Consider the following 12,907-nt stretch of genomic DNA (forward strand, 5'->3'; position numbering starts at 1 on the left):
CTTTTAAAATCCGGAGAACAGTTGTTAACTGGATGACATGAGTCACACCGTCGGCATCCGGCAGGCCCAGAAGCAGAAGACCCGGCAGGCGTTCCTGGACGCGGCACTCGCCCTGCTGGAGGAGCAGAGCCTGAGCAGTCTGGGTCTGCGCGAGGTCACCCGGGCCGTCGGCGTCGCCCCGACCGCCTTCTACCGGCACTTCCGCTCCACGGCGGACCTCGGCGTGGCGCTGGTCGACGAGGCGCTGGGCAGCCTGCATCCGATGGTCCGTACGACCGTGTCCACGGCCGGGGGCAGCGACGAGCGCATCACCCGTGCCATCCAGCTGATCGCCCGGCATGTCGAGACCCACCCCGCACACATCCGCTTCATCGCCCGCGAACGGCACGGCGGAGTGCAGCCGGTACGGGAAGCCATCCGGAAGCAGCTGCGCAGGTTCGCCGAGGAGGTGCGGGCCGCGCTGGCCAAGGACCCGGAGGCCGTCGGCTGGGGCGAGGACGACCTGCTGATGCTCGCGTACCTCTACGTCGACCAGATGCTCTTCACCGCCTCACTGTTCCTCGAGGCCCTGGAGGCCTCGGCCTCGGCGGAGGAGTGGGACCGGGTCGCCCATGTCGCGAGCCGTCAGATGCGGCTGATCAGCCTGGGCCGTCGCCACTGGCTGGACTGACCCCGGACCGTCCCCCGCACAGCGCACAGGGGCGGCGCGCCCGTTGCCGGACGCGCCGCCCCTGTGCGCTGTGACCCCGAGGTCAGCCCTGGCCCTGCCCCTGAGCGGCCTGACCGCCGGACTGGGCGCCGCAGCCACCGCCGGGGCGCCTGGGGGGCATGCCCGAGGGAGCGCCGCTGGGCATGCCGGACGGCGGGGCACCGGTCGGCATGCCGCTGGGCACACCGGACGGGGCGCCGCCGGGCTTGCCGGTCGGCATTCCGGTGGGCATACCGGTCGGCTTCCCCGACGGCGGCTGACAGCTCTGGCTTCCCGAAGCGCCACCGCTGGAGGACGACGAGGTGCCGCCACCCGATGACCCCGATGTCCCCGCGGACGACGAGGTGCCGTTCTTCGTGGACGACGAGTCGTCGCCGGAGCCGCAGGCGGTCAGCAGCAGCGGGGACAGCGCCAGCAGGGCGACAGCGGGGACGAGACGTGCACGCTTCATGAGGAACAGCTCCACAAACTCGAAGGAACTTTGACGCGCGCACTCAACCAACCCCGCTTGGGCCGTTCTTGGGTCCGCTCTGTGCCCTGCCTGTCAGTGAGGTAAAGCGACACCCAAGTGACCGCGCCGACCTGCGACTTCATCCACCGTCCCGGACTCGTCGCTGGTACAGGTCCGTGACAGAACGGGCCGCGGCGGCCAGTTCCGCGCGCACCTCGGGCGGCGAGACCACCTCCACCTGGTCGGCGAACGCCAGCAGTTGGCGGGCCGCGCGGAGCGCCGGGAACGACAGCCGGGCAGTCGCCCACTCGTCCGCGCCGTCGTCGGCGGGCAGTCCGGTCAGCGCCGGGGCGAGCACGCGCCGGAACATGTCCAGGCTCTCCCGGCGGACCCGTACGGTCACCTCGATCCCGCCCGGCCGCTCCTCGACCCCCCGGCGCAGCACGTCCCAGACCTCGGCCAGATCCACTCCGGGCCGGCGGCGCACGGGATCGTCCAGCGGCGTGGCGGACCGCACCCGGTCGGCGCGGAACAGCCGCGGGCTGCCCTGCCGGTCGGCGACCAGGTACCAGACGCCCGCCTTGGCGACGAGGCCGTACGGGTCCACCGTGTACGTCCGCGCGTCCTTCGCCCCGCTGTGCCGGTAGCGCAGCCTCAGTCGGCGGTCGGCGAACACCGCCTCCCGCAGCACCTCCAGGTCGACGGTCCGTCCCGGCCCGCCCCGCCAGCGGGTGGCGTCGACCAGGACCCGGCGGCTGGTCGCCTCCGCGGCCGGCCGGTGCGGCGCGGGCAGGGCCGCCATCACCTTGCGCAGCGCCGAGCCGAGCGCCGCGTCCAGGCCGAGCGCGGTGTGCGCGCCCGGCGCGGCCAGCACGAACAGGGCCCGGGACTCGTCGGCGGTCAGGCCGGTGACGTCGGTACGAAATCCGGCGAGGAGTTGGATGCCGCCGCGACGGCCGCGCTCGGCGTAGACGGGGACCCCGGCCGCCGACAGGGCCTCGATGTCGCGGTAGACGGTGCGCACGGAGACCTCCAGCCGGTCGGCCAGTTCGTGGGCCGGTACCCGGCCCCGGGTCTGGAGGAGCAGCAGGATCGACAGCAGTCGGTCGGACTTCACCGGCCCAGGATGCCCCGGAACCGCGCCGCCCGGAGCCGGGCGGAAATGTTGACGGAAGCTGTCAGGTTTTCCACGGATCCTTCTCCCACCGCATCACGCATACGCATCACGCATCACGGAAGGAACGCGGAGCACCCATGGACACGAACGTCGTCGACCCCCGCCCCCACTACCGGCGCGCCACCGAGCAGGCCGCCGCACTGATCGCGACCGTGGAACCCGGGCAGCTGACGGGGCCGACGCCCTGCGCCGAGTTCGACGTGCGCACCCTGCTGAGCCATCTGGTCGGCGGCACCCTGCGGATCGCGGTGGTCGGCGAGGGGGGTGACGGGCTGGCCGTGCACCCGTTCGTGGAAGGCGTCGCGGACGACGCCTGGGCGGACGCCTACGACGAGGTGCGGGAGCGGGTTCTCAAGGCCTGGTCGCCCGACGAACGGCTGGTGGCGGCGGTCCGGGTGCCGTGGGGCGAGGTACCCGGGCACGCGGCACTGTCCGGCTACACGATGGAGCTGGTGACCCACACCTGGGACCTGGCCGAGGCGCTCGGCCACCCGCTCGGGCTCGACCCGGAGCCGGCCGGGTTCGCGCTCGCGATCGCCCGCAGGGTGCTGCCGGACCCGGAGCGCGACGCGGACACCCCGTTCGCGGCCGCGCGTACGGCGCCCGAGGGTTCGGACGCCTACGGACAGCTCGCGGCCTGGCTCGGCCGCGAGCCGCTCAGCCGAGCCTGACCCGCGCGAGCTGACGGGACTGGGCGACCAGACGGTCCTCGCTGTCCCAGACCTCGGCGTCCTCCTCCAGGAAGCCACCGGCCAGGTTGCGGGTGGTGATGGCGACCCGCAGCGGGCCCGGGGCCGGGCGCCGGCGCACATGCGCCGTCAACTCGACCGTGGGCACCCAGCCCTTGATACCGATCTCGAAGGCGGTGGGCGGCAGCGCGTCCACCGCGAGGAGCAGGGCGAGCGGGTCGGCGTCACGGCCGTCCGCGAGGCCGAACCAGCCGCGCATCTCTCCCTTGCCGGACGGTGCGCCGAGGGCCCAGCCGAGGGTGGCGGGGTCGAGACGGAGACTCAGACGGTCGACGATGGCGTTGCTGCCGTCGATCGGGGCCGGACCGTCCTCGGGGCCGAAGCACTGCTCCATGGGCGGCAGGACGGGCGGCACCGCCGTCGTGCGGACGTCGTCGGGGAGGGCGTCGAGGTCGCCGTAGGAGGCGAGGACACGGATGCGCTCCACCTCGTTGCCCTGCCCGTCGTACTGGTAGAGGGACGCCTGTCCGGTGGAGAGGCCGCGGCCGGTGCGCACGGTCTCGGTGCGCACGACCGCGGGCCCGGGCTGGGAGGCGGTCAGGTAGTGCGCCGAGATGGTGAAGGGGTCCGGGTGCGGCAGGGCGTCGCCGAGCGCCCTGCCCAGGACCGCGAGCAGATACCCGCCGTTGACGGCACTGATGATGGTCCAGCCGGCGGAGAGATCGATGTCGTACACGCCGGGCTCACGCCGGGTCACCGCGGTGTCGCGGTCGAACTCGCTGTCGCCGATCACGGCCCGCTGGAGGGGCGCGGTAGCTGCTTCAGACATGCCTGAACGCTACAACACAAAATTACTAAGCGGTAGCTTTGTATGTTGCGTTCAGATGAAGCGACCAACCTGCGGACACAAACTTCCAGAGATTTTCAACACGGGTTCCGAGACGTCCACAACCTAAACGCGTTCGATCGCCTCTTTTGGGACATGAGTCTCACCGGGACCCCGTTCCTCTATCTGACCGTGGTGCTGACCGTCGTCGCCCTCGCCCTGCCCCTCGTCGTGTGGTCCAGAATTCGCGGACCCCGGGTACTGCGCCTGGCGGGCCGGACCCTGATGCTGCTGTTCGCCCAGGGCACGGCGGTCACGTTGGTCTTCGTCCTGGTCAACAACCAGAACAACCTGTACGACAACTGGGCCGACCTGCTCGGCACCGGCGACCACGTCGAGCAGGCCGCGGACCTGGGCCGGGACGGCACCGGCGGCATGGCGCTGAGACAGCTGCCCAGGGTGGAGCAGAAGTTCAAGGCCGCCAAGGGGCCGGACATGGACGAGGCCGGCGGGGTCCGGGTGACCGAGCTCGAGGGCCGGATCTCGGGCGTGAAGGCCGAGGTCTACGTCTGGCTGCCGCCGCAGTACAACGACCCCGCCTGGCGGAACAAGAAGTTCCCGGTCGTGGAGCTGCTTCCCGGCTACCCCGGATCGGCGAAGGCCTGGTTCGGAACGATGGACGCGCACAAGAAGCTTCTGCCGCTGATGCGCAGCGGGCAGGTCGCACCGTTCATCCTGGTGTCACCGCGCACCAGCCTGCTGGCCGACGTCGACACGGGCTGCGCGAACATCGCGGGCAAGGTGAACGCGGACAGCTGGCTGAGCCTCGACGTACCGAAGATGGTCATGGACAACTTCCGCGCACAGCCGGCCCCCTCCGGCTGGGCGGTCGCCGGCTACTCGGCGGGCGCGCACTGCGCGACGAAGCTCGCGATCGCCCACCCCGACCGCTACCGGGCGGCGGTCTCGATGTCCGGCTACAACGACCCGATCGGCGAGCACAGGTCACTGACCGCGCACTCCCGGTACCTGCGCAAGCAGAACAACCCCTACGAGATCCTCCGCAACGCACCCACACCGCCGCGCGTCGCGCTCTACATCTCCGGCGAGAAGGGTGACGGCTACGAGGCGGGCAAGGCCCTCGAGTCGGTCGCCAAGGCACCGACGCGCGTGCACGTGGTGTTCCTGCCGCGCAGCGCCGGCGGCCACAACATGAACCTGTGGCAGCCGCAGGTGGAACCGGTCTTCCGCTGGCTGACCCAGCAGTTCGGCCAGGAATCCGTCAAGAAAGAGGCTCGTCGTCACGAACGGTCGAACGACGGTTCCAGGCCCGCGGAGCTCGCCAGTGGAACCGCATCGCGAGCAGGCGCAGTACGAACGCCGTGACGACCGCGAGCCCGCTGGTGAACGGGGTCAGCGCATCGTAGTGGATGCACAGCGCCACCATGGTGGCGCCCACGATCGCCGGGACCGCGTACAGGTCGCGGTCCCAGCGCAGCAGTGACGGCACCTCGTTCGCGAGCACGTCACGCAGCACACCCCCGCCGACCGCGGTGGCCAGGCCCAGGGTGGCGGAGGCGGTGAGGTTGAGGCCGTAGTCGTACGCCTTGGTCGTCCCGGCGACGCAGAACAGCCCCAGTCCGGCCGCGTCGAAGACGTTGACGGCGGCCTGGGTCCGCTCCACGTGCGGGTGCAGGAAGAAGACGAGCAGGGCGGCGAGCAGCGGGGTGAGGAAGTACCCCAGGTCCGTGAAGGCGGCCGGCGGCACGGCGCCGATGATCAGATCACGGAACAGCCCTCCGCCCAGCGCGGTGACCTCGGCGAGTACGGCGATGCCGAACACGTCGAAGTTCTTGCGGACGGCCAGCAGCGCGCCGGAGATGGCGAACACGAAGATGCCGACCAAGTCGATCGTGTGCTGGACGGAGGGACTGAACAGTTGCTGGAGCACCCTTCCATTCTTACTCAGAACTGAGCGTGCACCTTGCAATACAAGGATTAGCTGGCCGTAAGATCTGGTTTCCCTGTCGTGAACAGCCAGGTCCGGAAGAGGTCGTCCAGCTGCCGTCCGCTGATCCGTTCCGCGAGGCGGATGAAGTCCGCGGTGTCGGCGTTGCCGTAGCGGTGCAGCCTGGTCCAGGCGGGCAGCAGCCGGAAGAAGGCGGTGTCGCCGATCCGCTCGCGCAGCGCCTGGAGCGTCATCGCGCCGCGCTGGTAGACGGCGGAGGCGAACATCGTGTCGCGCTGCGGGTCGCCGACCGTGGTCTGCCAGAAGGCGGAGTCGGCCGGGCGGACGTTGTAGGCGGCGAGGAAGGAGTCGTGCGCCGAGCGGGTGCCCTGGTGCTCGGCCCACAGCCACTGGGCGTAGGTGGCGAAGCCCTCGTTGAGCCAGATGTCCTTCCAGTGCGCCACGCTGACCGAGTCGCCGAACCACTGGTGGGCCAGCTCGTGCACGATCGTCGACTCGCTGCGCACGGCCGAGTAGACCGGCTTCGACTGGACCTCCAGCGAGAAGCCCGCGGCCGGTACGTTGTCGACGACCGCGCCCGTCACCTCGAAGGGGTACGGCCCGAAGACCTGCGACCAGTAGTCGGTGGCGGCGGCGGTGACGGCGTACACGTCGACGGTGCTGCTGTTCGCGAGCGTGGGGTCGATGGCGACGTAGATCGGGGTGCCGCCCGGGGTGGTGCCGGTCCGTACGTCGAACCGGCCGATGGTCGCGGTGGCGAGGTAGGTCGCCATCGGCTTCGACTCGCGCCAGTGGGTGTAGGTCGAGCCGCCCCGGTCGTACGTCGACACGAGCCGGCCGTTGGAGACCCCGGTCAGCCCCTTGGGAGCCTTGATCCGGATGTCGTAGGTGGCCTTGTCGGAGGGGTGATCGCTGGACGGGAACCAGGTGGAGGCGGCGTTGGGCTCGCAGGCGACGAGGACGCCGTCCTCGGTCTTCATCCAGCCGTAGTCCGAGCCGAAGACGATGGGACCGCCGAGGGCCTCGGGAACGCCGCCGTAGGTGACGGTCACGGTGAACGACCGCCCCTTGCGCAGGGTGGCGCGCGGGGTGACGACCAGTTCGTCGCCGTCGCGCGTGAACGCGGCCCGTCTGCCGTTCACCTCGACCCCGGTGACTTCCAGCTTCTGCAGGTCGAGGTCTAACGAGGACAGGTTCTGGGTGGCGCGCGCGGTCAGGGTCGTACGGCCGTCGAGGCGGCCGGTGCCCGGGGCGTACGCGACGTCGAGGTCGTAGTGGCGGGCGTCGAAGCCGCCGTTGCCGAGCTGCGGGAAGTAGGAGTCACCGATGCCGGGGGCGCCCTGCACGGGGGCGGAGGAGGCGGCGATGACCATGAAGGAGGCCGCCGCGGTGACGGCGGCCCCCAGACGTGCCGAACGGGAGAGTGCCATGAGTCGTCCCTTTCGAGCATGTGCCGGTCAGGCAAATGACCAAATGACACGGACGACTCTGCACCCTCCCGTTCAGGCATGTACATGACTTTGCCGGGATGGCATGTGCTACTTCTCGGTCGACCCCTCGGAATCGGCCGCCGCTGACTTGGTGACGCCGTCACCGGCCCCGGCGGACTCCGCCTTCGGCCCGACTTCGGCCTCCGGCTCGGCAGCCGCGCTCGGCTCGGCCGCTTCCGCGCTCGGCTCCGCCTCCGACTCGGCCTCCGTGCTCGGCGCCGCTTCAGTCTCCGGCTCGGCTTCCGCGCTCGGCGCCGCTTCCGTCTCCGCGCTCGGCGCCGCTTCCGTCTCCGGCTCGGCCTCCGCGCTCGGCGCCGCTTCCGTCTCCGCGCTCGGCGCCGCTTCCGTCTCCGGCTCGGCCTCCGCGCTCGGCTGCGCCTCCGTGTCCGGCTCCGCGTGGGCGACCGCCGCCGCCACCGCCGCCGACGTCTCGGCCGACTCCTCCAGGACCGCGTCCGGCACGAGCTCCGACGCCTCCTTGGCCACGGTGAGCAGGACCGTGTCCTGCGGCGCCTGGTCCTCGAAGTTCTCCGGGTGGTGGCAGGCGACCTGCTGACCGGGCTTCAGCTCCAGGAGCGGCGGCTCGGTCGTCTTGCAGATCTCCGTGGCCTTCCAGCAGCGGGTGTGGAACCGGCAGCCGGAGGGAGGGGAGATGGGGGACGGCACGTCGCCCTTGAGCAGGATGCGATCGCTCTTCGCACCCTTGCGCTTCGGGTCCGGGATCGGCACGGCCGACATCAGCGCCTTGGTGTACGGGTGCATCGGCGCCCGGTACAGCGAGTCGCGGTCCGCCAGCTCGACGATCTTGCCGAGGTACATCACCGCGATCCGGTCCGAGACGTGCCGGACCACCGAGAGGTCGTGCGCGATGATCACGTACGTCAGGCCGAGCTCCTCCTGGAGGTCGTCCATGAGGTTGACGACCTGCGCCTGGATCGACACGTCCAGCGCGGAGACCGGCTCGTCGGCGACCACCAGCTTCGGCTTCAGGGCGAGCGCGCGGGCGATGCCGATGCGCTGGCGCTGACCGCCGGAGAACTCGTGCGGGTAACGGTTGTAGTGCTCGGGGTTGAGACCGACCACCGACAGCAGCCGCTGGACTTCCTTCTTGATGCCGCCCTCGGGCTCGACGCCCTGGAGCCGGAAGGGAGCGCCGATGATGGTGCCGATGGTGTGGCGCGGGTTCAGCGACGAGTACGGGTCCTGGAAGATCATCTGCACGTCGCGGCGCATCGGGCGCATGCCGCCCACGCCGAGGTGCGTGATGTCCCTGCCCTGGAACTCGACGGTGCCACTGGTCGGTTCGAGCAGCCGGGTGATCAGCCGGCCCATCGTGGACTTTCCGCAGCCGGACTCGCCCACGACGCCCAGGGTCTCACCGGCCCGGACCTCGAAGTCGATGCCGTCGACCGCGTGCACCGCGCCGACCTGCCGCTGAAGCAGGCCCTTCTTGATCGGAAAGTGCTTCTGGAGGCCGGTGACCTTCAGCAGCACCTCGCCGTCGGCGCGGCCGGCGCCGTCGCTCTGCGCAGGAATCGACCCTGCCTTCTTGTCGGCCTTCTTGTCGCTCACAGCTTCGGCGCAATCTCTTCGGTCCAGATACGCTCCCGCTGCTCCTGGCTCATGTGGCAGGCGGCCCAGTGCTTGCTGCCGACCTCCGACAGCTCGGGACGGACCGTACGGGTGACGTTGTCCTTCGGGATGTCCGCGTACGGGCAGCGCGGGTTGAACGCGCAGCCGGACGGGATGTTGATGAGGGAGGGCGGGGAGCCCTTGACCGGGATGAGGCGCTCCTGCTGCTCGCGGTCGAGCCGCGGCATCGAGCCGAGCAGGCCCCATGTGTAGGGGTGCCGGGGCTCGTAGAACACCTTCTCCGCCGGGCCCCGCTCGACGCAGCGGCCGCCGTACATCACCAGGAGGTCGTCCGCCAGTTCGGCGACGACGCCCAGGTCGTGGGTGATGACGATGACCGCGGAGCCGAACTCCTTCTGGAGGTCACGGATCAGGTCGAGGATCTGCGCCTGGACGGTCACGTCCAGGGCGGTCGTCGGCTCGTCCGCGATGAGCAGCTCGGGGTTGTTGACCAGCGACATCGCGATCATCGCGCGCTGGCGCATACCTCCGGAGAACTCGTGCGGGTAGCTGTCGACACGCTTGTCGGGCTGCGGGATGCCGACCCGGTCGAGCATCTCGACGGCGCGCTTCTTCGCCGTCTTCTTGTCGACGTTGTGGTGGATCCGGTACGCCTCCACGATCTGCTGGCCGATCGTGTAGTACGGGTGCAGCGCGGACAGCGGGTCCTGGAAGATCATCGCCATCTGGCGGCCGCGCAGCTTGCGCACGTGGTCCGGGTCGGCGGAGAGCAGCTCGGTGCCGTCCAGCCAGATCTCGCCGGATATCTGCGCCTTGCGCTTGCCGTACTGGCCGGCGGTGTGCAGGCCCATGATGCCGAGCGAGGTCACCGACTTGCCGGAGCCGGACTCGCCCACGATGCCGAGGGTCTTGCCCTTCTCCAGCTGGAAGCTGAGTCCGTCCACGGACTTGACCAGTCCGTCGTCGGTCGGGAAGTGCACCTTCAGGTCGCGCACTTCGAGGAACGCCTTCGGAGCGGGCGAGGAGGAGGTGGGCTCGCCCACGGCGGCTCCGGTCTTGCTGAGTTGTTCGGTCATGACAGCCTCACGCGGGGGTCGATCACGGCGTACAGGATGTCCACCAGGAGGTTGGCGATCAGCACCGCGATGGAGGTGATGAGGGTGACGCCGAGGATGATGGGCAGGTCCTGGGTCTTGATGGCGTTGAGCACAGCCTGCCCGAGGCCCGGGAGGCTGAACGTCGTCTCCGTCAGGATGGCGCCGCCGATGAGGGCGCCGAGGTCCATGCCGAGCATCGTGAGGATGGGGGTCATCGTCGAGCGCATGGCGTGCTTGCTGATGACGACCTGCTCCTTGAGCCCCTTCGCGCGCGCCGTGCGGATGTAGTCCTCGCCGAGGATCTCCATCATGGTGGCGCGGGTGATGCGGGCGTACATCGCCGCGTAGAGGAAGGCGAGGGTGATCCAGGGAAGGATCATGGCGCCGAACCAGCCGGTGAAGCTGTCCGCCAGCGGGACGTAGTCCGCCTTGATCCAGTGCAGGCCGAAGACGAAGACCGCCGAGGCGATCATGCCGGTGAAGTAGATCGGGAGGGAGACACCCGACAGCGCCACGAGCATCGCGCCGCGGTCCCAGAGGCTGCCCCGCTTGAGGGCGGAGAGCACACCGGCAGCGACACCGAGGATCAGCCAGAGGATGGCGGCGCCGAGCGCGAGACCCAGGGTCACCGGGAGGCGGTCGGTCAGCACCGGCCAGACGGCCTGCTCGTTGCGGAAGGAGTAGCCGAAGCACGGTGCGGCACATTGGGTGACGTCGCCGCCGCCCGCGTAGGTGCGGCCTACGAAGATGCCCTTGAAGAAGTGCCAGACCTGGGTGTAGATCGGGTCGCCGAGACCCAGCTTCACCCGCACGGCTTCGACGGCGGCCGGGTCGGCCTGCTTGCCCACGAAGCTCGAGGCGATGTCCACGCCCGCCCACTTGGGGACGAGGAAGAAGATGCTGAAGACCACCATGACGATGACCACGAGCATCACTGCGGCGGCGAACAACCGCCTGATGAGGTAAGCGAGCACAGCTCTCGGCCCGCCGCGGACCGCGGGCCACCGGAGGTCTTCCGGTGGCCCGCGATCACGCGTCGCCGGCCTTCACCTGCCTTTCGTGCCGTTCGGCGGGTGTGCCGGGTTTACTTCGTGGACTTCAGGCCGAGGTTGACGAAGTCGTACGTACCGCTGTAGCCGTCGGTGGTGTACACGTTCGCCAGGTTGTTCCCGCGCCAGTTGATGAACTTCTCGAAGACGAAGGGCAGGTAGTACGCGCCCTCCATGACCTTGTGGTTGATCTCCGTGGAGATCTTGGTCCGGCCCGCGTCGTCCAGCGTGTTGACGTACTGGTCGAACAGGCCGTCGATCGCGGTGTCCTTGATCATGCCGTAGTTGTTGTTGCCGCTCTGCAGGATGTACTTGCTGTCCCACAGCGGCAGACCGAAGCCCTGGACGGACGGGAAGTCCGGGCCCCAACCCATGATGATGATGCCGTAGTTCTTCTTCTTCACGTTCGCGGGGCTACCGATGATGCCGGTGGTCTGCGAACCGTCGTACTGGTCGATGTCGGCCTTGATGCCGATCTTCTTCAGCGACGCCTGGAGCGACTGGGCGGTGGCCACCTCGACCGGCTTGTTGTTGCGGACCGCGATGGTGGTGGAGAAGCCGTTCGGCTGACCGCAGGCCTTCAGCGCGGCCTTGGCCTCCGCCTCGTTGCCCTTCTTGTTGTCGCTGCTGAGCTTGTACGGGTCGTACTTCTGGCCCTCGGCGCCCGCGACGGACGGCGGGAGCATGTTGGTGCCGATGTCGCCACCGGCGACCGGGCCGCCACGGGCGGTCTGGAGCGACTCGTGGTCGGCGCCGAGGATGACGGCCTTGCGGCACTCGATGTTGTCGAACGGCTTCACGGTCTGCGGGAAGACCGCGTAGCGGACGTAGCCGGAGACCGGGTTGTCCAGGTTGGCCTTGTGCTGCTTCAGGGCGGTGGTGCGGCCCTGCGGCGACATGCCGGTCTGGTTGATGTCCAGGTCGAGGTCACCGTTGAGCAGGCGCTGGTCGAGCTGGTTGGCGTCCGAGAAGAACTGGACGGTGATCTTGTCCGGGTACGCCTTGCGGACCGGGTCCGAGGCCTGCTTCCACTTGTCGTTGCGGACGAGGGTCAGGTCCTTGCTCGGGCTGTACGACTGGAACTTGTACGGGCCGGAGGAGAAGGGCTTCAGACCGTACTTGGACTTGGTGTCCTGGTCCTGGCGGACCGGGGAGGCCGAGACCAGGGCCAGCATCTCCTCGAAGTCCGAGTTGGCCTTCGGGAGGTGGAAGACGATGGTGTTGTCGCTCGGCGTGTCGATCGCCTTCAGACCGAGCTTGTCCTTCGTGGTGTCCTTGTAGGGACCCTTGTACTCGCCCTTGGGGTCGAGGACGTCCTTCAGGTACGTCGGACCGCCGGACAGCACGTCCTGCGCCCAGACGCGCTCGATGCCGTACTTGATGTCCTTGGACGTGATCGGCTTGCCGTCTTCCCAGGTGACGCCGTCACGCAGGGTGTAGGTGTAGGTCTTGCCGCCGTCGGTGACCTTGGCGAGACCGGAGGCGAGGTCCGGGGTCAGCTCGGCGCCGGCCTTGCCCGGCTCCGTCTTGTTCGTGACGAGCTGACGGCTGTAGTAGCGCGCGAAGTTCCACATGAAGCCGTAGTAGCCGCGGGTGGTGTCCCACGAGTCGGCGTCCTGGGCTCCACCGAAGCGCAGCGTGCCGCCCTTCTTGGCCTGGTCGGCCTGGGCGACCTTGTTGTTGGCCGCGTCGAAACCGGCGGCACCGTTCTTCGAGCCCTTGCCGTCAGCGTCGTTGCCGCCGCCGCACGCCGCCGTGGTCAGCAGCGCGGCGACCGCGACAGCGGCGGCCAACGCCTGCTTGCGCCGCCCTGAGGTGCGTTGGGTAGTCACGATCTCGGATCCTCCGGATTTGATG

Annotated in this window: 12 protein-coding genes; 3 read left to right on the forward strand and 9 right to left on the reverse strand. The window is 69.3% G+C overall.

What is annotated here, in order from left to right; genetic code table 11:
- Nucleotides 1-37 precede the first annotated feature (37 nt).
- Nucleotides 38-670, forward strand: coding sequence for a TetR family transcriptional regulator (locus ACIPK3_RS30825; protein WP_402574991.1), 633 nt, complete (start codon nucleotides 38-40; stop codon nucleotides 668-670).
- An 82-nt stretch (nucleotides 671-752) separates the two neighbouring features.
- Here ACIPK3_RS30825 and ACIPK3_RS30830 read toward each other — a convergent pair whose 3' ends face one another.
- Nucleotides 753-1,160 (reverse strand): hypothetical protein, encoded by a 408-nt coding sequence (locus ACIPK3_RS30830; protein ID WP_402574993.1) that lies wholly within the window; start codon nucleotides 1,158-1,160, stop codon nucleotides 753-755.
- Between the two features lie 139 nt (nucleotides 1,161-1,299).
- Nucleotides 1,300-2,277, reverse strand: coding sequence for a helix-turn-helix transcriptional regulator (locus tag ACIPK3_RS30835; RefSeq protein ID WP_402574994.1), 978 nt, complete (start codon nucleotides 2,275-2,277; stop codon nucleotides 1,300-1,302).
- Nucleotides 2,278-2,414: 137 nt separating this feature from the next.
- Between ACIPK3_RS30835 and ACIPK3_RS30840 the strand changes: the two genes are divergently transcribed.
- Nucleotides 2,415-3,008, forward strand: coding sequence for a TIGR03086 family metal-binding protein (locus ACIPK3_RS30840; RefSeq protein WP_402574996.1), 594 nt, complete (start codon nucleotides 2,415-2,417; stop codon nucleotides 3,006-3,008).
- Here the strand turns inward: ACIPK3_RS30840 and ACIPK3_RS30845 are convergent.
- Nucleotides 2,995-3,855, reverse strand: a complete 861-nt coding sequence (locus tag ACIPK3_RS30845; protein ID WP_402574998.1) for a thioesterase family protein — start codon at nucleotides 3,853-3,855, stop codon at nucleotides 2,995-2,997. The two genes, ACIPK3_RS30840 and ACIPK3_RS30845, sit on opposite strands and share 14 nt — an antisense overlap.
- Before the next feature lie 153 nt (nucleotides 3,856-4,008).
- Here ACIPK3_RS30845 and ACIPK3_RS30850 point away from each other — a divergent pair, with 153 nt between their 5' ends.
- Entirely contained in the window at nucleotides 4,009-5,238 is a 1,230-nt protein-coding gene (locus ACIPK3_RS30850; RefSeq protein WP_402575000.1) for an alpha/beta hydrolase, read from the forward strand.
- On the opposite strand, the gene ACIPK3_RS30855 is transcribed toward ACIPK3_RS30850, so the two are convergent.
- The 6 genes from ACIPK3_RS30855 to ACIPK3_RS30880 form a co-directional block, all read right to left on the reverse strand.
- Nucleotides 5,135-5,803, reverse strand: a complete 669-nt coding sequence (locus ACIPK3_RS30855) for a trimeric intracellular cation channel family protein (RefSeq protein WP_402575002.1) — start codon at nucleotides 5,801-5,803, stop codon at nucleotides 5,135-5,137. The two genes, ACIPK3_RS30850 and ACIPK3_RS30855, sit on opposite strands and share 104 nt — an antisense overlap.
- A gap of 47 nt (nucleotides 5,804-5,850) precedes the next feature.
- Nucleotides 5,851-7,251 (reverse strand): M1 family metallopeptidase, encoded by a 1,401-nt coding sequence (locus ACIPK3_RS30860; protein WP_402575003.1) that lies wholly within the window; start codon nucleotides 7,249-7,251, stop codon nucleotides 5,851-5,853.
- 108 nt (nucleotides 7,252-7,359) lie between these two features.
- Complete coding sequence (locus ACIPK3_RS30865; protein WP_402575005.1) at nucleotides 7,360-8,883, reverse strand: ABC transporter ATP-binding protein; 1,524 nt, start codon at nucleotides 8,881-8,883, stop codon at nucleotides 7,360-7,362.
- Nucleotides 8,880-9,980, reverse strand: a complete 1,101-nt coding sequence (locus ACIPK3_RS30870) for an ABC transporter ATP-binding protein (RefSeq protein WP_402575007.1) — start codon at nucleotides 9,978-9,980, stop codon at nucleotides 8,880-8,882. Before ACIPK3_RS30870 ends, ACIPK3_RS30865 begins: the two co-directional genes overlap by 4 nt.
- Nucleotides 9,977-10,975 carry an ABC transporter permease gene (locus ACIPK3_RS30875; protein ID WP_402575009.1) on the reverse strand — a complete coding sequence of 333 codons (999 nt, stop codon included), beginning with the start codon at nucleotides 10,973-10,975 and terminating at the stop codon, nucleotides 9,977-9,979. Before ACIPK3_RS30875 ends, ACIPK3_RS30870 begins: the two co-directional genes overlap by 4 nt.
- A 110-nt stretch (nucleotides 10,976-11,085) precedes the next feature.
- Nucleotides 11,086-12,882: an ABC transporter substrate-binding protein gene (locus tag ACIPK3_RS30880; RefSeq protein WP_402575011.1), complete on the reverse strand. Its 1,797-nt coding sequence runs from the start codon at nucleotides 12,880-12,882 to the stop codon at nucleotides 11,086-11,088.
- Nucleotides 12,883-12,907: the final 25 nt, after the last annotated feature.

It is taken from the genome of Streptomyces sp. NPDC086787 (assembly GCF_044745865.1).
Lineage (GTDB): Bacteria > Actinomycetota > Actinomycetes > Streptomycetales > Streptomycetaceae > Streptomyces.